Source organism: Bradyrhizobium sp. UFLA06-24 (assembly GCF_054967145.1).
In genome coordinates, this window is sequence record NZ_JADFUE010000001.1 from 401,531 (window position 1) to 426,420 (window position 24,890).

Annotated in this window: 22 protein-coding genes; 9 read left to right on the plus strand and 13 right to left on the minus strand. The window is 64.4% G+C overall.

Annotation, left to right across the window (positions count from 1 at the left end):
* Positions 1 to 165: 165 nt before the first annotated feature.
* Entirely contained in the window at positions 166 to 1,743 is a 1,578-nt protein-coding gene (locus IF809_RS01795; protein ID WP_462836670.1) for a fatty acid--CoA ligase, read from the minus strand.
* Positions 1,744 to 1,883: 140 nt separating this feature from the next.
* Positions 1,884 to 2,756 carry an SDR family oxidoreductase gene (locus IF809_RS01800; RefSeq protein ID WP_128967427.1) on the minus strand — a complete coding sequence of 291 codons (873 nt, stop codon included), beginning with the start codon at positions 2,754 to 2,756 and terminating at the stop codon, positions 1,884 to 1,886.
* A gap of 105 nt (positions 2,757 to 2,861) precedes the next feature.
* Here IF809_RS01800 and IF809_RS01805 point away from each other — a divergent pair, with 105 nt between their 5' ends.
* From IF809_RS01805 to ppc, 4 genes are all read left to right on the plus strand, one after another.
* Positions 2,862 to 3,671 (plus strand): crotonase/enoyl-CoA hydratase family protein, encoded by an 810-nt coding sequence (locus IF809_RS01805; RefSeq protein WP_128967426.1) that lies wholly within the window; start codon positions 2,862 to 2,864, stop codon positions 3,669 to 3,671.
* Between the two features lie 96 nt (positions 3,672 to 3,767).
* The gene (locus tag IF809_RS01810; protein WP_462836671.1) at positions 3,768 to 5,312 is read left to right on the plus strand and encodes an acyl-CoA synthetase; all 1,545 of its coding nucleotides are present in this window, start codon (positions 3,768 to 3,770) and stop codon (positions 5,310 to 5,312) included.
* Positions 5,313 to 5,586: 274 nt separating this feature from the next.
* Complete coding sequence (locus IF809_RS01815; RefSeq protein ID WP_128967424.1) at positions 5,587 to 5,991, plus strand: YccF domain-containing protein; 405 nt, start codon at positions 5,587 to 5,589, stop codon at positions 5,989 to 5,991.
* Between the two features lie 110 nt (positions 5,992 to 6,101).
* Complete coding sequence (ppc, locus tag IF809_RS01820; protein WP_462836672.1) at positions 6,102 to 8,888, plus strand: phosphoenolpyruvate carboxylase; 2,787 nt, start codon at positions 6,102 to 6,104, stop codon at positions 8,886 to 8,888.
* Positions 8,889 to 8,997: 109 nt separating this feature from the next.
* Here ppc and IF809_RS01825 read toward each other — a convergent pair whose 3' ends face one another.
* The 4 genes from IF809_RS01825 to IF809_RS01840 all read right to left on the minus strand — a co-directional run bounded on the left by IF809_RS01825 (position 8,998) and on the right by IF809_RS01840 (position 12,709).
* Positions 8,998 to 10,116, minus strand: coding sequence for an SMP-30/gluconolactonase/LRE family protein (locus IF809_RS01825; protein ID WP_462836673.1), 1,119 nt, complete (start codon positions 10,114 to 10,116; stop codon positions 8,998 to 9,000).
* 116 nt (positions 10,117 to 10,232) lie between these two features.
* Positions 10,233 to 11,147, minus strand: a complete 915-nt coding sequence (locus tag IF809_RS01830; RefSeq protein WP_128967421.1) for an SDR family NAD(P)-dependent oxidoreductase — start codon at positions 11,145 to 11,147, stop codon at positions 10,233 to 10,235.
* A 5-nt stretch (positions 11,148 to 11,152) separates the two neighbouring features.
* On the minus strand, positions 11,153 to 12,292 hold the full coding sequence (locus IF809_RS01835; protein WP_128967420.1) for a thiolase C-terminal domain-containing protein: 1,140 nt from the start codon (positions 12,290 to 12,292) through the stop codon (positions 11,153 to 11,155).
* A 3-nt stretch (positions 12,293 to 12,295) separates the two neighbouring features.
* Complete coding sequence (locus IF809_RS01840; RefSeq protein WP_128967419.1) at positions 12,296 to 12,709, minus strand: Zn-ribbon domain-containing OB-fold protein; 414 nt, start codon at positions 12,707 to 12,709, stop codon at positions 12,296 to 12,298.
* Between the two features lie 178 nt (positions 12,710 to 12,887).
* Between IF809_RS01840 and IF809_RS01845 the strand changes: the two genes are divergently transcribed.
* Positions 12,888 to 14,237 (plus strand): amidase, encoded by a 1,350-nt coding sequence (locus IF809_RS01845; protein ID WP_128967418.1) that lies wholly within the window; start codon positions 12,888 to 12,890, stop codon positions 14,235 to 14,237.
* Positions 14,230 to 14,916, plus strand: a complete 687-nt coding sequence (locus tag IF809_RS01850) for a DUF2848 domain-containing protein (RefSeq protein ID WP_128967417.1) — start codon at positions 14,230 to 14,232, stop codon at positions 14,914 to 14,916. Before IF809_RS01845 ends, IF809_RS01850 begins: the two co-directional genes overlap by 8 nt.
* A gap of 137 nt (positions 14,917 to 15,053) precedes the next feature.
* On the opposite strand, the gene IF809_RS01855 is transcribed toward IF809_RS01850, so the two are convergent.
* A protein-coding gene (locus tag IF809_RS01855; RefSeq protein WP_462836727.1) for an IS3 family transposase occupies positions 15,054 to 16,228 on the minus strand; the annotation gives its coding sequence in 2 pieces (ribosomal slippage) (positions 15,054 to 15,919 and positions 15,919 to 16,228; 1,176 coding nt in all).
* A 145-nt stretch (positions 16,229 to 16,373) separates the two neighbouring features.
* Between IF809_RS01855 and IF809_RS01860 the strand changes: the two genes are divergently transcribed.
* Together IF809_RS01860 and alkB are read left to right on the plus strand one after the other, a co-directional pair.
* Positions 16,374 to 17,120, plus strand: coding sequence for a 2OG-Fe(II) oxygenase (locus IF809_RS01860; RefSeq protein ID WP_128967415.1), 747 nt, complete (start codon positions 16,374 to 16,376; stop codon positions 17,118 to 17,120).
* Between the two features lie 9 nt (positions 17,121 to 17,129).
* A complete protein-coding gene (gene alkB, locus IF809_RS01865; RefSeq protein WP_128967414.1) occupies positions 17,130 to 17,783 on the plus strand; it encodes a DNA oxidative demethylase AlkB in 654 nt (217 codons plus the stop codon).
* Between the two features lie 129 nt (positions 17,784 to 17,912).
* On the opposite strand, the gene IF809_RS01870 is transcribed toward alkB, so the two are convergent.
* Genes IF809_RS01870 through hpaH form a run of 6 tightly spaced genes read right to left on the minus strand, consistent with a single transcriptional unit; the run spans position 17,913 to position 24,218 of the window.
* On the minus strand, positions 17,913 to 19,538 hold the full coding sequence (locus tag IF809_RS01870) for a thiamine pyrophosphate-dependent enzyme (protein ID WP_453992046.1): 1,626 nt from the start codon (positions 19,536 to 19,538) through the stop codon (positions 17,913 to 17,915).
* A gap of 26 nt (positions 19,539 to 19,564) precedes the next feature.
* Complete coding sequence (locus tag IF809_RS01875) at positions 19,565 to 20,434, minus strand: fumarylacetoacetate hydrolase family protein (protein ID WP_462836674.1); 870 nt, start codon at positions 20,432 to 20,434, stop codon at positions 19,565 to 19,567.
* Positions 20,435 to 20,437: 3 nt separating this feature from the next.
* Positions 20,438 to 21,421 carry a 3,4-dihydroxyphenylacetate 2,3-dioxygenase gene (gene hpaD, locus IF809_RS01880; RefSeq protein WP_128967411.1) on the minus strand — a complete coding sequence of 328 codons (984 nt, stop codon included), beginning with the start codon at positions 21,419 to 21,421 and terminating at the stop codon, positions 20,438 to 20,440.
* 27 nt (positions 21,422 to 21,448) lie between these two features.
* Entirely contained in the window at positions 21,449 to 22,987 is a 1,539-nt protein-coding gene (hpaE, locus tag IF809_RS01885; protein WP_462836675.1) for a 5-carboxymethyl-2-hydroxymuconate semialdehyde dehydrogenase, read from the minus strand.
* Complete coding sequence (locus IF809_RS01890; RefSeq protein ID WP_128967409.1) at positions 22,980 to 23,378, minus strand: 5-carboxymethyl-2-hydroxymuconate Delta-isomerase; 399 nt, start codon at positions 23,376 to 23,378, stop codon at positions 22,980 to 22,982. The genes hpaE and IF809_RS01890 overlap by 8 nt, the downstream gene beginning before the upstream one ends.
* A gap of 33 nt (positions 23,379 to 23,411) precedes the next feature.
* Positions 23,412 to 24,218: a 2-oxo-hept-4-ene-1,7-dioate hydratase gene (gene hpaH / locus IF809_RS01895; RefSeq protein ID WP_462836676.1), complete on the minus strand. Its 807-nt coding sequence runs from the start codon at positions 24,216 to 24,218 to the stop codon at positions 23,412 to 23,414.
* 124 nt (positions 24,219 to 24,342) lie between these two features.
* Between hpaH and hpaR the strand changes: the two genes are divergently transcribed.
* Positions 24,343 to 24,861, plus strand: a complete 519-nt coding sequence (gene hpaR / locus IF809_RS01900) for a homoprotocatechuate degradation operon regulator HpaR (protein WP_462836677.1) — start codon at positions 24,343 to 24,345, stop codon at positions 24,859 to 24,861.
* The last annotated feature ends 29 nt before the right edge of the window (positions 24,862 to 24,890 follow it).

A 24,890-nucleotide genomic window follows, 5' to 3' on the forward strand; every position in this document is an offset into this window, starting at 1 on the left:
CTTTGCCGACCCTACGGCACCGCTTCTCGCGGTGACAGTCTGGATTGCTTCGTCGCAACGGCTCCTCGCAATGACGGAGGAGAGAGGCGCGCTTCTGCCTCCACACCGTCATTGCGAGCGCAGCGAAGCAATCCAGCAATGTCTCCGTGGAGGATGCTGGATCAACTAGTTCACCCTTCGCTCCTTCCCCGCCCAATGCGGCTCGCGCAACTGGCGCCGCAGGATCTTGCCTGAGGGATTGCGCGGCAGTGCCGGCAGGAACTCGACGCTCTTCGGCGTCTTGTAGCCGGCGATGCGTGTCCGGGTAAAGTTGATGATGTCGGTGGCGCTCGCCTGTTTGCCCGGCTTCATCACCACGACTGCCTTCACGGCTTCGCCCCAGATGTCGTCAGGCACGCCGATCACCGCGGCTTCGGCGACATCAGGATGATCGCATAGCGCGCTCTCGACCTCGGCGGGATAGATGTTCTCGCCGCCGGAGATGATCATGTCCTTGATGCGGTCGTGGATATAGAGATAGCCGTCCTCGTCCATGTAGCCGGCATCGCCGGTACGCAACCAGCCGTCACTGCGGAGCGTCGCGGCCGTCGCCTCCGGCAGATTCCAGTAGCCCGCCATGTTCGAGCCCGAACGCGTGGCGATCTCGCCGACCTGGCGCGGCGGCAGCGGGGTGCCGTCTGCATCAAGAATGGCGATCTCGACGCCCGGCAGCGCCTTGCCGGCCGAGCGCATCCGCTCCAGGCCCTCGACGTGGTCCTCCGGCGGCAGCGCGACGATGGTGCCGGTCGTCTCGGTCATGCCGTACATCTGCACGAAGCCGCACTTGAAGACCTCGATGCACTCCTTCAGCAGCGCCGCCGGAATCGGCGAGGCGCCATAGAGCATGTATTTGAGGCGCGAGAAGTCCATCGACCTGGCGCGCGGCTGCCGCACCACGAATTGCATCGCCGCCGGCACCATGAACAGCTTCGTGATGCCCGACTGCTCGAAGAAATCCAGCACCTTGGTCGGGTCGAACTCGCGCGCAATGACCCCGCGGGCGCCGTGATAAAGTCCCATCACACCCCAACCGGAGCCGCCGATGTGGAAGATCGGCATCGCCACCAGCGAGACGTCGTCGGTCGACCACCGGTTCCACTCCGGCTTGTCCTCGGCGTTTCCGGTCTGCACCAGATTGAGGAAGTTCGCGTGGCTCAGCATCGCGCCCTTCGGCTTGCCCGTCGTCCCCGACGTGTAGAGCTGGATCGCGATGTCCTTGCTGTCGATCGGCACCTTCGGATCATCGCCGCTCTGCGCATCGCGCCAGGCCGTGAAATCCTGCCATTCCGGCGCGCCGCCTTCGGTGGTGATGACGGTGCGCACGCCCGGAAGCTGATCTCTGATCTGGCGAGCCAGTGTAATGAACTCCGGCCCGACGAACAGCACCGGCGCTTGGCAATCCGCGACGATGAAGGCGACCTCGGGCCCGGCGAGCCGCCAGTTCACCGGCGCTATGACCACTCCGGCCTTGATTGCGCCCATCAGGAGCTCGAAATAGATGTCGCTGTTCTTGCCGAGATAGGCGATGCGGTCGCCCTTCTTCACGCCCATGGCGAGAAGCGCATTGGCGACCTTATTGGTCTTGACCTCGAACTCGGCAAAGCTGGTGACGCGGCCTTCGAACTCGTAGGCGATCGCGCTGCCGCGGCTCTTCGCGCGCTCGCGCACCATGTCGGCGAGATCAGCCAATGGCTGTGTGGACATGTTTCCCCCGTGTGGCGTTTTGTTTTTGTGCCGGAGAGTGTGGCGTCATCCGCGCGTGAAGACAAGAAGGGAGAAATCGGCCGCGGCTTCGTGTCCCGGACGCGCTGCAACGCTGCTGCGATGCGTCCGGGCACGAGAGATTACCCCCGCTTCGCCCGATCCTTCTCGTTCTGCGCCATGATGCTCTCGCGCGCGGTTTTCCAGTCGTCGTCGCTCCAGTCGCGCAGTTGATAGAAATTGCCGCCCATCGCGAGCGCCTGGGCGCCGTCCATGGCGATGGTCTCGCCGTTGATCCAGTCGCAGCCGCCGGAGATCAGGAATGTCGCGAGGTTCTGCAGCTCCTCCATGGTGCCGACGCGGCCCATCGGGTTCATCGCCTTGGTGCGCGCGCCGGCCTCGTCACCCGGCTTGATGCGCTTGCTCATGCCCTCGGTCGGGATTTCCCCCGGCGCGATGGTGTTGAGGCGGATACCATAGCGGCCCCATTCGGTGGCGAGCGACATCGTCATGGCGTGGATCGCCGACTTGCTCATGGCCGACGGCACCACATAGGGCGAGCCGTTGCGCACCCAGGTCACCGTGATCGAGACGACATTGCCGGGCTGCTTCAACGCGATCCAGCGCTTGCCGACCGCATGGGTCACGTAGAACGTGCCGTGCATGACGATGTTGGCGACGGCATCGAAGCCGCGCGGCGACAGCTCCTCGGTGCGCGAGATGAAATTGCCGGCGGCGTTGTTGATGAGATCGGTGAGCGGCCCATCGCGAAAGATGGTCTCGACCATCTCCTCGACCGCGAGCGCGTTGCGGATGTCGACCCCATGGCTGGTGACGCGGCCGCCATACTGATCCATCAGCTCGGTCGCGGTCTCGTCGCAGACGATCTTGCGCCGGCCGCAGATGTGCACCTCGGCGCCGAGCTGGAGGAAGCGCGCCGCCATCGACTTGCCGAGCCCGGTGCCGCCGCCAGTCACGAGAATGCGCCGCCCAGCCAGAAGATTTTCCTTGAACATGGCTGTTTCTCCCGTACGGATTGTCAGTTAATTGGTCGATTGACTAAATCCGGCCGACAGCTTTCTGTAAAGCGGCACCGAACAAGAACAGGGGAGAATTCATCCATGGAAGAGCGCGTCTCGATCTCGATTTCGGAAGGCGTCGCCGACGTGCGCTTGGTGCGCGCGGACAAGATGAATGCGCTCGATCAGCCCATGTTCGAGGCCCTTGTTGCGGCAACCGAGCGGCTTTCGAAGGAAAAGGGCGTTCGCGCCGTCGTGCTCTCAGGTGAAGGCCGTGCATTCTGCGCCGGCCTCGACATGGGGCGTTTTGCCGCCATGAAGGAGAAGGGCGGCAATGGAATTCCGGGTGGCGAAAATCGCGATCTCACCAAGCGAACACACGGCCAGGCGAACTTCCCGCAAGCCGCGGTCTGGGGCTGGCGTCAGCTTCCGGTACCGGTGATCGCGGCGGTGCACGGCGTCGCCTTCGGCGGCGGCTTTCAGCTCTCGCTCGGTGCCGACATGCGCTTTCTCTCGGCAGATGCGCGAATGTCGATCATGGAAATCAAATGGGGGCTCGTGCCTGACATGGCGGGAACGCCGATCCTGGCGAGCCTCGTCCGCGACGACATCCTGCGCGATCTCACCTACACCGGCCGCATCTTCTCTGCGCAGGAGGCGATGACGTATGGCCTCGCCACCCGCATCTGCGACGACCCGCGCGCAGCCGCGCTCCAAGCCGCGCGCGAAATCGCCGGCAAGAGTCCCGACGCGATCCGCGCCGCCAAGCGCTTGCTCAATAATCTCTCGGTCGATCCGGGTGGCGCGCTGCTGGCCGAATCCGTCGAGCAGCAGAAGCTGATCGGCAGCGCCAACCAGACCGAGGCGGTGCGCGCCAATCTGGAGAAGCGCGCGCCGAAGTTTGCGGATTGAGCTCGTCATTCCGGGCTTGCGCCTACGGCGCATCCCGGAATGACGAGGGCGGTTGTCGCCGAAGTTCCTAACCCGACGAAAGATCGGACAACAACAATGAGCGAAACGTCCACCTTCCTTGGCATTGTCTCCGGCGAACGCGATCGCACTCACGCCGAAGTCGCCAATCGCGCCGATCGTATCGCCTCCGGCCTCGCCAAGATCGGCGTCCGCCAAGGCGACTGCGTCTGCATGCTGATGCGGAACGACATCGCTTTCCTTGAAGCGGCCTACGCCGCGATGCGGCTCGGCGCCTACGGCGTGCCGATCAACTGGCACTTCAAGCCGGAGGAGATCAACTACATCCTTGGCGACACCGGCACATCCGTGCTGATCGGCCATGCCGACATGCTCCACGCCTTGCGCGACGCGATTCCAAAAGGCGTCACCGTGCTCAGCGTGCCGACACCGCCGGAAATCCTCTCCAACTACAAGATCGATCGCGATCATCTGGGGACTCCCGACTTCGCGATCGATTTCGAATCCTGGCTTGCGCAATTCCAGCCCTATGACGGTCCGGTCGTGCCGCAGCCGATGAACATGATCTATACGTCCGGCACGACAGGCCATCCCAAGGGCGTGCGCCGCAACGCGCCGACGCCGGAGCAGCAGGCCGCCGGCGAACGCATGCGCGCGATGATCTACGGCCTCAAGCCCGGTGCCCGAGCGATCCTGCCGGGCCCGCTGTATCATTCCGCGCCGAACTCCTTCGGCATCCGCGCCGGCAAGCTCGGCGGCGCACTGGTGCTGATGCCGCGTTTCGAGGCTGAAGAATTCCTGCAACTGATCGAGCGTTTTGAGATCGATACCATCTTCATGGTGCCGACCATGTTCATCCGCCTGATGAAGCTGCCCGAGGCGGTTCGCAAGAAATACGACGTCTCATCGTTGCGCCACGTCATCCACGCTGCCGCGCCATGTCCGGCCGACGTCAAGCGCGCCATGATCGAATGGTGGGGACCGGTGATCTACGAGTTCTACGGCTCGACCGAATCCAGCGCCGTCACCTTCGCAACGTCAGAGGATGCGTTGAAGAAGCCGGGCACTGTCGGCAAGATCTCGCCCGGCGCCGAACTGCGCTTCATCGGCGAAGACGGCCGCGTGCTCGGCGTCGGCGATATCGGCGAGATCTATTCCCGCATGCCTGCAATGGCCGACTTCACCTACCACAACAAGCCGGAGAAGCGCGCCGAGATCGATCGCGACGGCTTCATCACCTCAGGCGACGTCGGCTATATCGACGAGGACGGCTACGTCTTCATCTGCGACCGCAAGCGCGACATGGTAATCTCCGGCGGCGTCAACATCTATCCGGCCGAAATCGAATCCGTGCTGCACACCCTGCCTGGCGTGCATGATTGCGCGGTGTTCGGCATCCCCGACGCCGAATTCGGCGAGGCGCTGATGGCTGTGGTCGAACCGCAGCCGGGCATTACGCTCGATGCCGCCGAGATCCGTGCAGGACTGAAGACCTCGCTCGCCGACTACAAGGTGCCCAAGCACATCGAGATCCGCGCGGGGCTACCGCGCGAAGACTCAGGCAAGATTTTCAAGCGCCGCCTGCGGGATCCCTATTGGGAGCGGGCGGGGCGAAATATCTGAGACCACAATCCTCTCCGCGAACTCTACCGTCATCCTGAGGTGCGCGCCCTTGGGCGTCTCGCAGGATTGGCCGCAAGCGCCCGCGGCCATCCTTCGAGGCTTCGCCTTGCGATGCAGGAGCATCGTAAGGCTCGCACCTCAGGATGACGCCGGTGCTCGTGGTTGAGGTCGTTGGGCCCACGAAAGATAAAACCGGGGAGTGGACACGGGCGTTGTCTTCGCAACGACTATTTTCGTGGCTATATGGTCAAATCATCCTCTTGCGGATCGTCCCATGGCCCCCGTTTCCATCCTGCTCAACATCATCTGGATTCTCATCGGCGGTGCCTGGATGGCATTCGGCTGGCTGGTGGCGTCGATCATCATGGCCCTCACGATCATCGGCCTGCCCTGGGCGCGCGCGGCCTTCAACATCGCCATCTACACGCTGCTGCCGTTCGGCTCGCGCGCCGTGAGCCGCGACGAGGTCACCGGCATGGGCGATATCGGCACCGGACCGCTCGGGGTGATCGGCAACATCATCTGGCTCGTGCTGGCCGGCTGGTGGCTGGCGCTTGGCCACCTGCTGACTGCCGTGCTCTTTGCGATCACCATCATCGGCATTCCCTTTGCATGGGCGCATCTGAAGCTGGCGGGGATCGCGCTCTGGCCGATCGGCAAGGTGATCGTGCCGGCCTGATCCGGCTGGCGTGTGCGCCGCCCCCAAGTTCATCTTGCACTGCGGTAGAAAAATATCGCACACTCCTCCCGACCAAGGAGCCATTGGGAGCTCTGCAAGGGAAGCGAGCCATGTCCCTCCAGACCGTATCGTCCGACGCCGCCGATCTCCGGCCGAACCGCCCTGAGGACGTGCAGGCGCTGGAAGCGGACGTCCGGCTGCGCGACGACATCCGCCTGCTCGGGCGTATCCTGGGCGACACGGTGCGGGACCAGGAGGGGGCCGACGTGTTCGACCTGGTCGAGCGTATCAGGCAGACCTCGATCCGGTTCCACCGTGATGAAGACCGGCTCGCCCGCCGCGAGCTCGAGCAGATCCTCGACAGCATGTCGATCTCCGAGACGGTGCGGATCGTCCGCGCCTTCAGCTATTTCTCGCACCTCGCCAACATCGCCGAGGACCAGAACAACATCCGTCAGCTGCGCGCCGGCAAGAACGGCAGTTCCGGCGTCCTGGCTCAGACGCTCGCCAAAGCCAAGAGCGCGGGGATTGGCGCCGACGCACTGCGCAAGTTCTTCAGGAGCGCGCTCGTCAGCCCGGTGCTGACCGCGCATCCGACCGAGGTCCGGCGCAAGAGCACCATGGACCGCGAGATGGAAGTCGCGGCCTTGCTCGACCGCCGCGAGCGCGTCGCGCTGACCGCGGACGAGGCCGCCGCCAGCGACGAGCAACTCCGCCGCGAGGTGCTGACGCTGTGGCAGACCAACCTGCTGCGCCGAACCAAGCTCACTGTGCTCGACGAGGTCGCCAACGGCCTGTCGTTCTACGACTACACTTTCCTGCGCGAGGTGCCGCGGCTGGTCAACGCACTGGAGGACCGGCTGGAGGAGGGCGGCGCGGCGGCCGGCGAGCTCGCCTCGTTCCTGCGCATGGGAAGCTGGATCGGCGGCGACCGCGACGGCAATCCCTTCGTCACCGCCGATGTGATGCGCGGCACGCTGCGGCTGCAGTCGAGCCGGGTCATGCAGTTCTACCTGGAAGAGCTGCACGTGCTCGGTTCGGAATTGTCGATCGCAGCCCATCTCGCCGATGTCTCCGAGGAGCTGCGCACGCTCGCGGAGCGCTCGCCCGACACCTCGCCGCACCGGAGTGGTGAGCCCTATCGTCTCGCGGTGTCCGGGATCTATGCCCGCCTGACCGCCACGGCCGAGAAGCTCGAGGTCGAGATCACCCGCCGTCCGGTCGGCAAGGGGGCGCCCTATCAGAACGTCAAGGAGCTGCAAGCCGATCTCGACGTGCTGCACCGCTCGCTGATCTCGAACAATGCCCGCGTCATCGCCCGCGGCCGGTTGCGGTTGCTGCGGCGCGCGGTGGATTGCTTCGGCTTTCATCTGGCCCGGCTCGACATCCGGCAGAATTCTGCGGTGCACGAACGCACCATCGCGGAGCTGATGGATGCCGCCAATACCGGCATGTCCTATCTCGCGCTCGGCGAGGAGGCGCGCATCTCGCTGCTGACCAACGAGTTGCGCTCGACGCGCGCGCTGGTGTCGCCGTTCGTCAAGTACAGCGACGAGACCATGGGCGAGCTCAACGTCTTCCATGCCGCCGCGGAAGCGCATGCGATGTTCGGCTCGGATGCGATTCCTCAATGCATCATCTCGATGTGCAAGGGCATGTCGGACATGCTCGAGGTCGCGGTGCTGCTGAAGGAGGTGGGGCTGGTTCATCCCTCCGGCCGCAGCGCCATCAACATCGTGCCGCTGTTCGAGACCATCGAGGATCTGCAGGCCTCATCGGGCATCATGGATCGCATGTTGTCCGTGCATGATTACCGCCGCCTCGTCGACAGCCGCGGCAGCGTGCAGGAGGTGATGCTCGGCTATTCCGACTCGAACAAGGACGGCGGCTTCGTCACCTCGGGCTGGGAGCTCTACAAGGCCGAGATCGGCCTCGTCGAGGTGTTCGAGCGACACCATGTGCGGCTGCGTCTGTTCCACGGCCGCGGCGGCTCCGTCGGCCGCGGCGGCGGTCCGAGCTACGACGCCATTGTCGCGCAGCCCGGCGGGGCCGTGAACGGCCAGATACGCATCACCGAACAGGGCGAGATCATCTCGTCGAAATACTCCAACGCCGAAGTCGGCCGCAACAATCTCGAGATACTGGCGGCTGCGACGCTGGATGCGAGCCTGTTGCAGCCGAGCCAGAGCGCGCCCCGCCGCGAATACTTGATTGCGATGGACGAATTGTCGAACCTCGCCTTCAAGGCCTATCGCGGCTTGGTCTACGAGACCGACGGCTTCGTCGACTACTTCTGGTCCTCGACCGTGATCAACGAGATCGCCACGCTCAACATCGGCAGCCGTCCGGCCTCGCGCAAGAAGACCCGCGCCATCGAGGATCTGCGCGCAATTCCCTGGGTGTTCTCCTGGGCGCAATGCCGTTTGATGCTGCCGGGCTGGTACGGCTTCGGCAGCGCGGTCGAGCAGTGGATCGCTGAGCACCCCGACAAGGGCATGCCGTTCCTGAAAGAGCTTTACCAGGAATGGCCGTTCTTCCGCATGCTGCTGTCGAACATGGACATGGTGCTGGCGAAAAGCTCCATTGCGATCGCCTCGCGCTATGCCGAGCTGGTACCGGACGAGGCCCTGCGCGAAAAAATCTTCGGCCGCATCCGTCGCGAATGGCATTCCTGCATCGAGACGCTGCTCGACATCATGGGTCAGGACCGCCTGCTGCAAGGCAACCCGCTGCTCGAGCGATCCGTGCGGCACCGCTTCCCCTATCTCGACCCGCTCAATCACGTGCAGGTCGAGCTCTTGCGGGAGCATCGCGCGCAGAACCCGGACGAGCAGGTGCTGCGGGGGATTCAGCTCACCATCAACGGCATCTCGGCGGGGTTGCGCAATACGGGGTAGGGACGCTCGCTCAGCCGTCATGCCCGTGCATCCACGTTCTTCGGGCGCGCGGCAAAACGTGGATGGCCGGGACAAGCCCGGCCATGACGCGGAGGGAGACAGGCTTCCTTTAACAGAAGTGCGCGCCCTGCGTCTCCACATAGACCGCATAGAGCGACTGGCTCGCGGTCATGAACAGGCGGTTGCGCTTCTTGCCGCCGAAGCAGAGATTGGCGCAGGTCTCCGGCAGCATGATCTGGCCGATGCGGGCGCCGTCGGTCGGTGCGAACACCTGGACGCCGTCATAACCCGGCCCGACCCAGCCGGCGCCAACCCAGATATTGCCTTCGGTGTCGACGCGCATTCCGTCGGGGAAGCCCGACTTGCCGTCGAGCTTCATGTCGATCAGCCGCTTCGGGTTCGACAGCTTCGTCCCGTCGAGGTCGTAGGACCACACCACGTTCTCCGCCTGCGGATAATGCGTGATGCCGGTGTCGCAGACATAGACCTTCTTGTAGTCGTGCGAGAAGGCGATGCCGTTCGGCTTGAACGGCTCGTCGGCGACTTTCGTCAACTGGCCGGACTGCGCGTCGAGCCGATACACGGCTTCCTTCTGGTAAGGCTGGACCGAGCCGGTGTTGGCGAGCTTGCCCTCGTAGATGCTGATCGCGCCATAACCGGGATCGGTGAACCAGATCGACTTGTCGTTGGGGTGCACGACCATGTCGTTCGGGCCGTTGAGCGGCTTGCCGTTGGCCTGCTCGGCGAGCGCTGTGACCGAGCCGTCATGCTCGTAGCGGACGAGGCGGGTGCGCTCGGCGCTGATTTGGCGGCCCTCGGTGTCGAACGAGTTGCCGTTGGCCTCGTTCGAGGGCTTGTGAAACTGCTCGGAAATGTGGCCGTCGTCATCGAGATAGCGCAGCTGCCGGTTGGCCGGGATGTCGCTCCAGACGAGATATTGGCCCTGCGCGTTCCAGGCCGGTCCCTCCGCCCACAGGCAGCCGGTATAGAGCCGCTTGATCGAGGTGTTGCCGACCTTGGCCTTGAAGCGCTTGGGATCAATGACGACAATGTCGGGGTCGGGGTAACGCTGCGGCTCGGCATTGGCGCCGTAGTCGCGCGCATCGGCCCTGGAGGCCAGCAGGGCGGAGGCGGCGACGGTCGCGGCGCCCTTGAGGAGCGTACGGCGGCCGAGGCCGCCGGGTTCCGTTGCTGAAGTGTCGTTGGGGTTGGTCAGTATTCTTGTCATGGTTTCCTCCCAAGATTGTGTTGGGAGGACACCATTCGCCCGCATTCAGGCATAAAGCGGGGCGATCTCTGGACAAGACAACCAGAGATCGCGGCGCAGAGATGCCTGAAATAAGGCTAGACGGGATCCCAGGTGAAGATGTCCGCGGAGCGGTCGAGCTTGTAGAACGAGCCCTTCAGTGCCGGCATGCCATGTTCCGCGATCGATTGCGGCGTCCAGCCTTCGCTCCGCTGCACCGAGCGGATCGGGCGGTTCTGGCTGAACAGGAAGATCTCGTTCATGCGCACGCCGAAGATCTGGCCGGTGACGTCCTTGGCGGAATCGCCGAGCAGATAACCGCAGAGCGGCGCGATCTTCTCCGGGCCCATCTGCTTGATCTTCTCGACGCGCGCCTTCTCAGCTTCGGTCTCGGTGGGAATGGTGCCGATCATGCGGGTCCAGGCGAACGGCGAGACGCAGTTGGAGCGGACGTTGAAACGGCCCATGTCGAGCGCGATCGACTTCGACAGACCGACGATGCCGAGCTTGGCGGCGGCGTAGTTGGCCTGGCCAAAATTGCCGATCAGACCCGAGGTCGAGGTGAAGTGCACGAAGGAGCCCGACTCCTGCTCGCGGAAGATGCGCGCCGCGGCGTGGCTGACATAGAACGAGCCCATCAGATGCACCTTGATGACAGCCTCGAACGCTTCCACGCTCATCTTGTGGAAGATCATGTCGCGCAGGATGCCGGCATTGTTGACGACGCCGTCGAGCCGGCCGAAATGATCGGTCGCGGTCTTGACGATCTTGCTGGCCGGGATCGCCTCGGCGACCGACTCGAAATTGGCCACGGCGGTGCCACCGCGCTTCTTGATCTCCTCGACCACTTCCTCGGCCGGCGCGGCGTTCGCACCGGCGCCGTCGGCGGCCCCGCCGGGATCGTTGACCACGACCTTGGCGCCCTCGCCGGCGCAAAGCAGTGCGATCTCGCGCCCGATGCCACGGCCCGCGCCGGTGACGATGATGACCTTGTCCTGCAGTGATTTGCTCATATCGATTACCTCTCGTTCGTAAACACGATCGTGCCCGAGGCGGCGAACATGCCGCCGACGCCGTGGCACACTGAAATCTTCGCGTTCGGCACCTGCGCCGGCGCGATGCCGCGCATCTGGCGCACGCTCTCCTGAAGCGCGTACATGCCATACATGCCCGAATGCATGTAGGAGAGGCCTCCGCCATTGGTGTTGAGCGGCAGCTTGCCGCCGGGCCGGGTGTTGCCGTCTGCGATGAACTTGCCGGTTTCCTCGTGCGGCATGAAGCCGAGGTCGCCGAGGCCGAACAGCGGCAGATGCGCAAAGGCATCGTAGATCATGAGATGATCCACGTCCTTGTGTGCGATGCCAGCCTCCTTGAAAGCAAGGGGCCCCGCGGTCTTGAACGCGCGCGACGAATTAAAAGTCTCCATCTGGCTGACCATCGGCGTCTCCACGCTCTCGCCGGTGCCCATGATATAGACGGGCTTGCGTGGAAAATCCTTGGCGCGATCGGCCGACGTCAGGATCAGCGCGCCGCCGCCGTCGGTGACGAGGCAGCACTGCAGCAGGCGGAACGGATAGGCGATCATGCGCGAGTTGAGGACATCGGCGACCGTGATTGGATCTTTCATCATCGCGCGCGGATTCTTCGCTGCCCATTCCCGCTGCACGACAGCGACCGAGGCGAGCTGCTCATGCGTGATGCCGTAGGTCTTCATGAAGCGCAGCACGGGGATCGGGAACATGCTGGGCGGGCCGTAGACGCCATAGGGCGCCTCGAACTGGCCGTTGAGGCTGTCCGCGGCGGTGAAGCGCGGCTGCTTGCCGATCATCGACTTGCCGCTCTCGGCGTGGGTGATCAGCACGGTCCTGCACAGACCGGCCTCGATCGCCGCAGCCGCATGGCGGACATGCAGCATGAACGAGCACCCGCCGACGGAGGTGCCGTCGACCCAGGTCGGCTTGATGCCGAGATAGTGGCAGACCTGCTGCGGCGTCTCGACCGCGGTGGCAAAGCCGTCAATGTCGGAGAGTTTCAACCCGGCGTCGGCAATGGCATTGAGTGCCGCGTCCGCGTGCAGCTGGAGCTGCGAGGCATGGGGGATGACACCGAGCTCGGTGGTCTCGGCCGCGCCCACCACGGCAACCTGGTTCTTGCGCATGGTCTACCCTTTCGCCGGACGGAACACGGGGAGAGTGATCTTGTCGTCCAGCTGCTGGAAGGCGACTTCGAGCTTCATGTCGAGCTCGAGTGCCTCCGGCGTCTGCGGGCAGTCGATGATGTTGCTCATCATCCGCGGCCCCTCGGCAAGCTCGACCACGGCGATGGCATAAGGTGGCGTAAAGCCGGGCGCTGCGGGGCGGTGGTTGATCACATAGCTGTAGAGGAAGCCCTTGCCGCTCGCCTTGAAGACGCTGACCTTGCGCGAGGCGCAGGACGGGCAGAACGGACGCGGTGGGAAATAGACATGCGCGCAGGCGTCGCAACGCTGCAGGCGCAGCTCGCCCGCCTTGGTGCCGTCCCAGAAGTGCTGGGTCTCCGGCGTCGGTTTCGGTCGCGCACGCTGCGGTTCGGCCATCTCGGAAAACCCTCCCAAACGGCGGGCTTCGTGCCCGCCTGTTTCGATCTTGATGCGACAATCGGCTATCGTGCGTCAACGGTCCAGCAATGCGCATGCATGCCATCATGCGCACAATGCTTGTGTCGAACTTAGGCCGCGCTATAGATTGCGCGCGCAAATATTCCGTGAGACAGACATGCCCGATTTCCCGACATTGGCGAAGCTCGCCGAAGACCTCGAAAGCGGTCGCACGACCTCCCGAAAACTGGTCGAAGCCTGTATCGCCAGGATCGCCGATCCCGCCGGCGAAGGGCAGCGCACCTTCCTCCATGTCGACAAGGACGCCGCGCTGGCGGTTGCGGATGCGATGGACGGCCTGCGCAAGGCCAAAGCCGCGCCGTCGCGCTATGCCGGCATCCCGGTCTCGATCAAGGATCTGTTCGACATCAAGGGGCAGACGACGCGGGCCGGCTCCCGCGCGCTCGACGATTCCGATCCGGCCGAGCACGATGCGCCGGCGGTGGCGCGCCTGCGCAAGGCTGGCTTCGTCGTGATCGGGCGCACCAACATGACCGAGTTCGCCTATTCCGGCATCGGTATCAATCCGCATTACGGCACGCCGAAGGGCGCCTGGAACCGGGCCGAGGGCCACGTGCCCGGCGGCTCGTCCTCGGGTGCGGCGGTGTCCGTGCTCGATGGCATGGCGCATGGCGCGCTTGGCACCGACACCGGCGGCTCCTGCCGCATTCCGGCGGCCTTCAACGGCATCGTCGGCTACAAGCCGACGCAGCGCCGCGTGCCGCTCGATGGCACCGTGCCGCTGTCCTTCTCGCTCGACAGTATCGGACCCTTGGCGCGTTCGGTCAGTTGCTGTGCCATAATGGATGCGGTGCTCGCCAACGAGCCGAACGTCGCGCTGAAGCCACGTCCCGTGAAGGGCATGCGGCTGGCGGTGCCGACCACGATTGCGCTCGACGATCTCGATGCGGAGGTTGCCGAGACTTTCGAGCGCGCACTGAAGACGCTTTCCGACCACGGCGCCGTCATCGAACGCATCGAGATGGCGGAGTTCCATGACATCGGCCCGATGAACGCCAAGGGCGGCTTTGCCGCATCCGAGAGCTATGCCTGGCATCGCTATCTCATCACCGCCAAGGGCGACGTCTACGATCCCCGTGTCGCCGTCCGCATCATGCGCGGCGAGGCGCAGAGCGCGGCCGACTACATCGATCTGCTCAACGAGCGCCGCTCGCTGATCGCCCGCGTCAATGCGCGCATCGCGCCCTATGACGCCTTGGTGCTGCCGACCACGGCCAACACGCCGCCGAAGATCGCAGACCTTGCCGACGACAAGGCGTTCACCGCGCAAAACCTGCGCGCGCTGCGCAACTGCACCCTGATCAACATGATCGACGGCTGTGCCATCTCGCTGCCCGCGCATCGGGAGGGCGATATCCCCGTCGGCTTGATGCTTGCGGGTGCCGGCGGGTCCGATCGCCGTATCTTTGAACTTGCTGCCGGCATGGAGACCGTCATTCGTGTTTGACCTCACTTTCACCGTTGATGCCCAGGACACCACCACGCCGCTGACCCTGGCGATCGACCAGATGGTCATCGCCGGCTGGACCGGCCGCGATCCGGTCGCGCGCGACAAGCACATCAAAGAGCTGCAAGAGATGGGCATCGCACCGCCGGCGTCGACGCCGATCTACTACCGTGCCTCGGCACGGCGGCTGACCCAGGAAGACAGCATCGAATGCACCGGCGGCGATTCCTCCGGCGAGGTCGAGTTCGTGCTGATCGGCTGGCAGGGCCGCATCTTCGTCGGCTGCGGCTCCGACCACACCGACCGCAAGGTCGAGGCCTACAACGTCACGGTCTCCAAGCAGATGTGCGACAAGCCGATCGCCTCCACGCTGTGGGAGCTCGACGACGTCATCGGCCATTGGGACAGGATGATCTTGCGCTCCTACGCCACGATCAAAGGTGAGCGCGTGCTCTACCAGGAGGGTACGCTGGATGCGATGCTGCCGGTCACCGAGCTGATCGCGCGCGGCTTCGAGGGCGGCAAGTTCCCCGATGGCTGCGCCATGTTCGGCGGAACCTTCGCCGCCAAAGGCGGCATCCGTCCCGCCGAACGCTTCGAGTTCGAGCTGGAAGATCCCGTGCTGAAGCGCACGATCACGCACGGATATGACGTGGCGACGCTGCCGGTGCGGGGCTGAGGCCAGAGGCGCTTCCGCAGTGGTTGCGCCGTAACTCTCTCCCTGCGTCATTGCGAGGAGCTCTTGCGACGAAGCAATCCAGAATCCCTCCTCGAAGCGAGCCTGGATTGATCTTCCCCCAAAAAAGTGGACAGGGATCAAGCCGATCTTAGCTCCATCTCGACCGGGCTGATATAGCCGATGGCCGAGTGTCTGCGGTGATGGTTGTAGAAGCCCTCGACGTAGGCGAAGATGTTGCGCTCAGCTTCGTCGCGGGTCGCATATTGACGGTGATGGATCAGTTCGATCTTGAGCGTGTGGAAGAAGCTTTCCATCGGGGCATTGTCGTAGCAGTCGGCTCTGCGGCTCATCGAGGGGCGGAAGCCGGCGGCCTGCAGCGCTTGGCGGTACTCGGTTGAAGCATATTGGATGCCGCGATCGGAATGATGGATCAGGCCAGCGCCGGGCTTTTGTGCCTTGATCGCCATTCGTAGCGCGGCGAGCGGCAATTCGGCACGGAGATGGTCGTCCATCGCCCAGCCCACGATACGACGGCTGTACAGGTCCATGACGGCGGCCAGGTACAACCATCCCTGACCGGTCCAGACATAGGTGATGTCGGCGAGCCAGACCTGATTGCGCATGGCGGCGGAGAAGTTTCGGCCGAGCAAGTTGGGCGCGATCGGGAAGCCATGCCCGCTATCGGTGGTGCGGCATCGTCGTGGCCCGGCGGAGATGGCTCGAACGCCATGATGGCGCATCTGCCGCTCGATTCGGCCACGGCTGGCATGGTGTCCCTGGGCCTTGAGCTCGGCATGGATGCGCGGGCTGCCGTAGCGGCCATGACTGTCGCGATGAACCCGCTTGATGTCCTCCAGCAGCTCTCGATTGGCCATGGCCCGGGGGCTTTCCGGCCGCGACCGCCAGGCGTAGTAGCCCGCGGGCGAGACGCCGAGCACACGGCACATGACCTTCACTGGATAGTCCGCGCGGCGATCTTCGATGAAGCGGAACCTCATGTCCGGGGTCCAGCAAAGATCGCGATCGACTTTTTTAAAATATCGCGCTCCATGCGCAGCTGCTCGTTTTCCCGCTGCAACCGCGCAATCACGTCGGCTTGGTCCGCCGACGGCACCGCCGCTTGCGACGTGGGCGCCGCAGCGCTGCCGCCGGCTGCCACCGTGCCCCGCTCCTTCACCCATCGGCTCAGCACGGAGCCGTCAAGCCCGAGCTCCTTCGACACCGACTTCGCCGAGCGGCCGCTCGACAAAACCAGATCAACTGCCTGCCGCTTGTACTCGTCCGAATAGGACCGACGCTGCCGTCTCGCCATCTGACACCTCTCGCTACCTAAGCTATAGGTGTCCACCGATTTGGGGGAAGCTCAGGATTGCTTCGCTCCGCTCGCAATGACGGACGGAGCAAGTCATCGGAAATCGGGTGGCGCGGGGCGGGATAGTTTTGCGAAAGGCGTAGCCATGACAGCAACAGCACGCAAGTCACCTGCTAATCTCGCCGCGGACCTCACAACCCACGTGGACGCCCTCGACTGGCCCCAAATCACCGCCGAGCTCGACTCTCAGGGCTGCGCCGTTCTGAAACACCTGCTCACGCCCGAGCAGTGCTTTGCCATCGCCGCGCTCTATCCCGACGACGCCCACTTCCGCAGCCGCATCGTCATGGGGCGCCACGGCTTTGGCCGCGGCGAATACAAATATTTCTCCTACCCGTTGCCTGATCTCATCGCGGAGCTGCGTCCGGCGCTCTATGCGCATTTGCAAGCCGTTGCCAATAGCTGGAACCAGGCGATGGGGATCGACATCCACTATCCCGCCGCGCATGCGGCGTTCCTGAAGCGCTGCCACGAGGCGGGCCAGGCGCGGCCGACGCCGCTGCTGCTGCAATACGAGGCCGGCGACTACAACTGCCTGCACCAGGATCTCTATGGCGAGCACGTGTTCCCGCTTCAGGTCGCGATCCTGCTGTCCGAGCCGGGGCGCGACTTCACCGGCGGTGAATTCGTGCTGACTGAGCAGCGCCCGCGCATGCAATCCCGTGCCGAAGTCGTGCCGCTGGCGCAGGGCGATGCGGTCGCTTTCGCTGTGCATCACCGCCCGGTGCAGGGGACACGCGGCACCTATCGCGTTAATCTCCGCCATGGCGTCAGCCGCATCAGGTCCGGCCAGCGCCACACGCTGGGTGTGATCTTTCACGATGCCAAATGAGAATTCCGATTGACGGCTGATTTGTTCGACAACGTTGCCGAGGCGCAGCCGTCCCGTGAGGAGATCGCCGACGGCGCCGTGCTGCTGCGCGGTTTTGTCAGGCCGATCGAGAACGAGTTGATCGAAGCCGTGCGCGCGATCGTCGCGCAATCGCCGTTCCGCCGCATGACGACGCCCGGCGGCTACCAGATGTCGGTGGCGATGACCAATTGCGGCGAGCGCGGCTGGATCACCGATCACACCGGCTATCGCTATGATCCCATCGATCCCAAGACCGGTGCGCCATGGCCGGCGATGCCGCCGGTACTGTGCGATCTCGCCCGCCGCGCGGCGGAGCAGGGGGGCTTCCAAAACTTCGCGCCGGATGCCTGTCTCGTCAATCGCTACGAGCCCGGCACGCGGCTGTCGCTGCACCAGGACAAGGATGAGCTCGACTATTCGGCGCCGATCGTCTCGGCCTCGCTCGGCCTGCCAGCGACCTTCCTGTTCGGCGGCCTTGCGCGCAGCGACAAGCCGCGGCGTTTTCGGCTGGTCCATGGCGACGTCGTTGTCTGGGGTGGACCCTCCAGGCTTGCCTATCACGGCGTCGCGCCGCTTGCAGAAGGCGAGCACGCGCTGCTGGGGCGTATCAGGATCAATCTGACGTTTCGCAGGACGCGGTGATCCTTTTCGTCATTCCGGGATGCGCCGTAAGGCGCAGGCCCGGAATCCATACTCCCGATCGTGGTTATGGATTCTCAGATGCGCAATTGCGCATCATAGCTCGCGCTACGCGCGCCCCGGAATGACGGACTACGGCTTCGGCGGGTGAATGAACGCCCAGGGGCTCACTTCCGAGTCCCGGGTCACTTCCACCGAGATCAAGTATGGCCCGCCATGCGCCAGCGCCTTCTCCATCGCGGCCTTGAATTGATCCGGGGCGTTGACGCGCGCGGCAGCCACGCCAAAGGACTCCGCGAGCTTGACGAAGTCAGGATTGACCAGATCGGAGGCCACGACGCGGCCTTCAAACCTTTCGCGCTGGTCGCGGCGGACATTGCCATAGGCATTGTTATTGAACACCAGCGTCACCACACCGATGTTGAACTGCACGGCGGTGGCAAGCTCCTGCACGCCGAACATGAAGCCGCCGTCGCCGGTGATCGCCACCACGGGCGTGTCGGGATTTGCGACCTTGGCACCGAGCGCCGTCGGAAAGCCCGAGCCGAGCGTGCCCTGGTAGCCCGAGGTGATGAAGGTGCGCGGCTGGTAGATCGGAAAGCCGTACCAGGAGGCGAAGCCGAACTGCGACAGCTCGTCGGTCACGATCGCATTGGCCGGCAGCACCTCGCGCAGGATGTTCAGGTACGCCATCTGCGGCTGGATGCGCTGGATTTCCTGCTGCGCCGTCGCGGTCGCTTCACGGATCGCGGCGCGGCGTCCGGCGGTCTTGCTGTAGCCGGCCTTGCGCACGGCTGCGACGAGATCGGCGGTCGCCGCCTTGGCGTCCGCGACGATCGCGGTGGTCGACTGATAGCGCCGCATCTCGACCGGATCGATGTCGATGCGGATGCTCTTGAGGCCGTCGGGCTGGTACGGCCAGCGCGACATCGTCGGCAGTTCCAGCCGCGTGCCGATCCCGATCATCAGGTCGGTCTTGGCCCATAACTTATAGGCGGCGGCCATGGTCAGGCCGAGCTCATGCGCATTGGAGACGATGCCGCGGCCGCTGCGGAAGGCGACCACCGGCGCATCGATCATCTCGGCGAGCTCGAGGATCTCCTCGCCCGCCTCGATCGCGCCGCTGCCGACGAAGATCATCGGCGCCTTGCTGCTTTTGATGAGCGCAGCCGCCTGCTTGATCATGTCAGGATCGGGCGGCGGTGCAGGCAGAGATTCCAGCACCTGTGCCGCGGCGGTATCGCCGCGCTGGGTGAAAACGTCCCACGGCATTTCGACCGAGGCGGGTCCGCGCCGGCCTGACATCATCTCCTGAAAGGCGCGCGCAACGACGGTCGGCGCGTTGCCGGGATATTCGATCCGGTCGGCCCATTTCACATAGGTGCGCAAGGTGGCGAGCTGGTCCGGCATTTCGTGGAGATGGCCGCGGCCTTTGCCGAGGAACTGCGTCGGCACCTGGCCGGTAACGCACAGCACCGGCTCGTTGCAGCCGAACGCGGTGAGCAGCGCCGCGCTGGCGTTGAGCACGCCGGGACCGGGCACCACGCTGAACACGCCGGGCCTGCCGCTGGAGCGCGCATAGCCGAAAGCCATGTAGCCGCAGGCCTGCTCGTGCCGCGCGCCGATCACCTTGAGCTGGGCCTGGTGGAAGGCGTCGAACAGGCCGTAGACCTGCGCGCCGGGCAGGCCGAACACGGTGTCGACGCCATGGGCGACGAGCCCGCTTACGATCGCTTCGCCGCCGGTGAGGGTGGTCATTGCATCATTCCACTTCAATCGATGTCTCAGGCTTCGTCGATGACGCCGTTGCGCAAGGTGCCGATGCCTTCAGCCGCGACCTCGATCACGTCACCCGGCTTCAAATAGCGCGGCGGATCGAACCGCGCACCTGCACCGGTCGGCGTGCCCGTGACGATGATGTCGCCGGGAACGAGCGTTGCGAAGGTGGAGATATAGCTGATGAGGTAGCGGAACGGAAACATCAGCCGGCTGGTACGATCGTCCTGCCTGAGCTCGCCGTTGACATGCGTGGTCAGCCTGATGTCGGCGATCTGCGCTTCCCTTGTGTAGGGCACGAGCCACGGACCGAGGCTGCCGCTGGAATCGAAGTTCTTGCCTTGGGTGACGTTGAACTTGGCGTGGCGTAGCCAGTCGCGCACCGAGCCTTCGTTGCACAGGGTGAGGGCGGCGATGTGATCGAGTGCGCTGCTTTCAGGGATGTGCCGGCCTTGCTTGCCGATCACCAGCACGATCTCGCCTTCGTAGTCGAGCTGCGCGGACGCGCGTGGGCGCACCAGCGGCGTGTCGTGGCCGACGAAGGAGCGCGGCGAGCGCATGAACATGCTCGGATATTTCGGCGCCTCCTGGCCATCCTTGTACTCGGCGTTCCGATCGGGATAGTTGACGCCGATGCAGATGATCTTCTCCGGCGCCGGCACCGGCGGCAGCCAGGTGATATCGCCGAGCGCGCGATCCGGCGTGAGGCTGGCCGACTCTTCGGCAAGGCGCACGAGCCTTCCGGCGGCGATCACCTCGCGCAGCGTCGGATAGTCTTTGGCATAGCGCGGCGAGAGATCGACGATGCCGCCCTCCAGGACGGCGCCATAGCGGGCATCACCCTTGACGGAATATGTGGCGAGGCGGGGGAGCTTCATGGCTCAATCCGCCACCAGCACGTCGGCGACGAATTTCGGCTCGCGTACGGGCTGGCCCGTGAAGGGCGAGCCCTGTTCGAACCAGGAGCGCGGTGCCGGCGCGCCCCACAGGGTCTGGCGGCGCGGATCGCGCAGCGACCAGCGCAGCGGCTCGTGGTCGTGATCTCCGGTGAAATAATCGCTGGTATAGAGCTCGAGGCGGTGCCCATCGGGATCGCGGACATACAGGAAGAACGCGTTCGAGATGCCGTGCCGCCCCGGGCCGCGCTCGATGTTCTTCACAAAACCTTGGGACGCCATGACGTCGCAGAGATGGATGATGTTCATCGCCGTCGGCGTCCAGTAGGCGAAATGGTGCAGGCGAGGGCCCTTGCCGTTGGTGATCGCAAAATCGTGGACATTGCCCTTGCGATGCATCCAGGCGGCGGCGATGCGACCGTTCGGTCCGTCCTCTTCGGCGTATTCGGTGAGGCGGAAGCCGAGCCGCGCATAGAACTCGACGGTGTCCTGTACTTCGGCGGCGAAGACATTGAAATGGTCGAGCCGCTGCGGATGACATCCGCGGTAGAGGTCATAGCGGCGCAGGAGATGCGGCCGCCGCTCCATCGACGCATAGAGCTCGATCTGGAAGCCGAAGGGATCGGTGAATTGCAGCGTGCGGCCCTGGAACGGTTGATCCGCAAACGCGTGGGCGAGGCCGTTTTCGGAGAGAAACTTTGCGGCCTTGTCGAGATCGCCGTCATTGCCGACCTTGAAGCCCAGTCGGGCGCAGGCCGGCACGGCCGCCTTGCGCAGCACCAGCGAGTGATGCTGATGCTCCTCGGCTGCGCGCAGGTACACCACCTTGTCGTCGGCGTCCTCGACATGCAGGCCGACCGTGCTCTCGTAGAAGTCGCGGCTCAGCTTCAGATCGGTCACGTCGAGCACGACGTGGCTGGAGCGGATGATGTTGAACGGCGGTTCGAAGACGTGTTGCGGTACGGGCATTGGCGTTTCCCCAGGGAAGGACGAGCGTCAAATTCCCAGTTTCTGAATCTTGTGCGTGCCCCGCGCCAGCGAGACGTGCTTGGTTTCCATGTAGAAGTCGAACGAGTAATCGCCGCCGTCGCGGCCGATGCCGGAGGCCTTCATGCCGCCGAACGGGGTCGGCAGATGGCGGACGTTCTCGGAGTTCAGCCAGATCATGCCGGCTTCCAGCGCATCGGCGACACGCAGCGCGCGGCCGACATCGTTGGTCCAGACATAGCCGGTGAGGCCATAGCGGATGTCATTGGCGATCTCGATCGCGTCTGTTTCATCCTTGAAGGGCAGCACGGTGAGAAACGGGCCGAACACCTCTTCCTGCGCCACGCGCATCTTGCCATGCGCGCCGGTCACCAGGGTCGGTTCGACATAATGTCCGCCGCCCGGACCGTCATAGGCCTTGCCGCCGACCGCGATCGTGGCGCCGTCCTGGCGCGCGACCTCGAAATAGGAGCAGACCTTTGCGAGGTGCCGCTCGTGGATCAGCGGGCCGATCTCGGTGGCGGGATCGAGGGGATGGCCGACCTTCAGCGCCTTCACCCGCGCGGTCAGCTTCTCCACGAATTTCTCCGCGATGTTCTGCTGGACCAATAGGCGGCTCGACGAGGTGCAGCGCTCGCCGTTGAGCGAGTAGATCATGAACACGACGGCATCGAGCGCGCGGTCGAGATCGGCATCGTCGAACACGATCACGGGGTTCTTGCCGCCGAGCTCGAAATGAACGCGCTTCAAGGTCGGTGCGCCCTGGACCATGATGGCCGAGCCCGTCGCGCTCTCGCCGACGAAGCCGATCGCCTTGATGGCGGGATGCTCGGTCAGCGCCTTGCCGGCCTCTTCGCCGAACCCGTGCACGGTGTTGAGCACGCCGTCGGGCACACCGGCCTCCTTGACGAGCTTCGCCAGGATGGACGCCGTCACCGGCGACCATTCCGCCGGCTTGTGCACGACGGTGCAGCCGGCGGCCAGCGCAGGAGCGATCTTCCAGGTCGAGAGCATGAACGGCGTGTTCCACGGCGTGATGACGCCAACGGGGCCGATCGGCACGCGGGTCGAGATGTTCCAGTGCTCGTCGCTCGGCGTGTTGAGACCGTCCCTGGCCTCGGCGCATTTGTCGGCGAAGAAGCGGAAGTTCTCGGCGGCGCGGATCGCAGCCTTGGCCATGAAGCGATAGGCCTGGCCGGTGTCGACGCATTCGAGCACGGCGATCTCGTCGGCATTGTCCTCGATCGCGTCCGCAACGCGATGCAGCAGCTTGCGCCGCATCGCCGGCCCCATGTCGCGCCAGGATTTGAAGGCGAGGGCGGCGGCCGTGGCCGCGGCGTCGATGTCCTCGGCATTGCCGCGGGCAACGCTCGCGAGCACAGCGCCATCGACAGGAGATTTCGTCTCGAAGATTTCACCTGAGATCGACGGGACGATCTTGCCGTCGATCATGTGACCGATGCCGCTCGCGCGCAGCGTCTTCAGCAGCGGCGCAACGCGCTCGCGATTGGCGTGGAACACATCGGCTTTCGGCGTGGACTTATCCATGGGCTGCCTCCGCTTTCAGTGCGTCGTGGATGTTGTTGCGCTTCCAGCTGGTGTCCTTGTCGTTGATCTGCATGTCGAACGATAAAGCGAACTTGCTGGCGGCGAAGACGGGATCGAGGTGCTTTGAAAGCGCCTGAAACACGTGCTCGCCGGCCTTCTGGCGGGTTGAAAGGTCGCGGCCCTCGCCGATGCGCAGCACCATGTCGAGGAATCCGTAGTCTTGCCGCGCGTCCGCGATCGCATAATGCTCGCACCTGACGGCGCGGACGCGAATGCCGCCGAGCGGGAAGATTCCGGTCTCCACCGCCGCCTTGCGCACCACCTCGCACACCGCGGCGATGTCGAGACGGCCGTCGAGATTGGCCGAATATTCGATCGTGAAATGCGGCATTTGCGGTTTCGCTCCCTGTCTCTTCTTGTCGCGTTACGCGAAGTAGCAGCTCACCGAGCCGTAGGCGCCGTAATCGGCTTGAATTGTGTCGCCCTTGCGGGTCTCGATCGGACGGATGAAGGAGCCGGCGAGCACAACCTGCCCAGGTTCGAGCGCAAGGCCCAGCGGCGCGATCTTGTTGGCGAGCCAGGCGACCGCCGTCGCCGGATGATTGAGCACGCCCGCGGCAAGTCCGGTCTCCTCCAGTTGGCCGTTCTTGAAGCAGAGCGAACCGATCCAGCGCAGGTCGGCGTCTAGCGGGCGGATCGGCCGGCCGCCGAGCACGATACCGGCATTCGCGGCGTTGTCGGCGATGGTGTCGAAGATCTTGCGCGTCGCCTTGGTCCTGATATCGACGCGCTCGATCCGCGTGTCCAGGACCTCCAGCGCCGGTACCACGAAGTCGGTGGCGTTGAGCACATCGAACATCGTGCAGTCGGGCCCCGACAGCCGCTTGCTCATGACGAAGGCGAGCTCGGCCTCGACGCGGGTCGCGATGAAGCGCTCGGTGGGGATGATCCCGCCGTCGGCAAAGAACATGTCGTCGAGCAGCACGCCGGAGTCAGGCTCGTCAATATTGAGAGCGCTCTGCATCGCCTTCGAGGTCAGACCGATCTTGTGGCCCTTGACGACGCGCCCCTCGGCGATCTTGACGTCGACCCAGGCCTTCTGAATCGCGTAGGCATCGGCAATGGAGATGCCCGGAAAATCCTGCGAGAGCTGCCGGATCTGCACGCGGGTCTTCTCCGCCTGGTGCAGACGGCTCGCGCAGGCTTGGATATCGTCTTTGGAAAGCGCCATCTGTGATCACACGTAACGTGGTGCCTGGAGATACTTAACATGTTAAGTGAATACATCAAGTCCAATTCGGGCATGTTGCGCTGCACACGCTTTGCGGTCTGAAGAGCGACTTTGAAGGGGCGACATGGCGAAGAGACCGGCTGATCCCATCAATGGAAACGCGCCTGCCGCGCATCAGGTGCCGATGCGCGACTTTTCGCGCTCGTTGCCGATGTCGCTGCTGCGGGCACGCGAGGCGGTGATGCGGCAATTTCGCCCGTCGCTGCGCCAGCACGGCTTGACCGAGCAGCAATGGCGCATCCTGCGCGCGCTTGCGGCCATCGAGGCCGCCGAGGTTACGGAACTCGCGCGCACGGCCTTTCTCCTCGGGCCGAGCCTGTCGCGCATCCTGCGCGATCTGGAGGCGCGCAACCTGATCGAGCGCAAGACGGCGAAGACGGACCAGCGCCGCAGCATGGTTTCGATCTCGAAAGACGGGGTGAAACTGATGGCCGCGGTGGCGCCGACATCGGAGGCAATCTATGCCGAAATCACGCGACGTTTCGGGGCGCGTAAGCTTGTCGAGTTGCAGGAGATGCTCGGCGAGCTCGAACTGAGTCTCGAAGGGCTTGGAAGCGAGGATGATACACGCGCGGAGGAGTGATCCCAGATATGCGTGCGTGCGCGGTGAGA

Coding starts and splice junctions, on each gene's coding strand:
- IF809_RS01795 (WP_462836670.1), bottom strand. CDS start 1,743: ATGTCCACACAGCCATTGGCTGATCTCGCCGACATGGTGCGCGAGCGC.
- IF809_RS01800 (WP_128967427.1), bottom strand. CDS start 2,756: ATGTTCAAGGAAAATCTTCTGGCTGGGCGGCGCATTCTCGTGACTGGC.
- IF809_RS01805 (WP_128967426.1), top strand. CDS start 2,862: ATGGAAGAGCGCGTCTCGATCTCGATTTCGGAAGGCGTCGCCGACGTG.
- IF809_RS01810 (WP_462836671.1), top strand. CDS start 3,768: ATGAGCGAAACGTCCACCTTCCTTGGCATTGTCTCCGGCGAACGCGAT.
- IF809_RS01815 (WP_128967424.1), top strand. CDS start 5,587: ATGGCCCCCGTTTCCATCCTGCTCAACATCATCTGGATTCTCATCGGC.
- ppc (WP_462836672.1), top strand. CDS start 6,102: ATGTCCCTCCAGACCGTATCGTCCGACGCCGCCGATCTCCGGCCGAAC.
- IF809_RS01825 (WP_462836673.1), bottom strand. CDS start 10,116: ATGACAAGAATACTGACCAACCCCAACGACACTTCAGCAACGGAACCC.
- IF809_RS01830 (WP_128967421.1), bottom strand. CDS start 11,147: ATGAGCAAATCACTGCAGGACAAGGTCATCATCGTCACCGGCGCGGGC.
- IF809_RS01835 (WP_128967420.1), bottom strand. CDS start 12,292: ATGCGCAAGAACCAGGTTGCCGTGGTGGGCGCGGCCGAGACCACCGAG.
- IF809_RS01840 (WP_128967419.1), bottom strand. CDS start 12,709: ATGGCCGAACCGCAGCGTGCGCGACCGAAACCGACGCCGGAGACCCAG.
- IF809_RS01845 (WP_128967418.1), top strand. CDS start 12,888: ATGCCCGATTTCCCGACATTGGCGAAGCTCGCCGAAGACCTCGAAAGC.
- IF809_RS01860 (WP_128967415.1), top strand. CDS start 16,374: ATGACAGCAACAGCACGCAAGTCACCTGCTAATCTCGCCGCGGACCTC.
- IF809_RS01870 (WP_453992046.1), bottom strand. CDS start 19,538: ATGACCACCCTCACCGGCGGCGAAGCGATCGTAAGCGGGCTCGTCGCC.
- IF809_RS01875 (WP_462836674.1), bottom strand. CDS start 20,434: ATGAAGCTCCCCCGCCTCGCCACATATTCCGTCAAGGGTGATGCCCGC.
- hpaD (WP_128967411.1), bottom strand. CDS start 21,421: ATGCCCGTACCGCAACACGTCTTCGAACCGCCGTTCAACATCATCCGC.
- hpaE (WP_462836675.1), bottom strand. CDS start 22,987: ATGGATAAGTCCACGCCGAAAGCCGATGTGTTCCACGCCAATCGCGAG.
- IF809_RS01890 (WP_128967409.1), bottom strand. CDS start 23,378: ATGCCGCATTTCACGATCGAATATTCGGCCAATCTCGACGGCCGTCTC.
- hpaH (WP_462836676.1), bottom strand. CDS start 24,218: ATGGCGCTTTCCAAAGACGATATCCAAGCCTGCGCGAGCCGTCTGCAC.
- hpaR (WP_462836677.1), top strand. CDS start 24,343: ATGGCGAAGAGACCGGCTGATCCCATCAATGGAAACGCGCCTGCCGCG.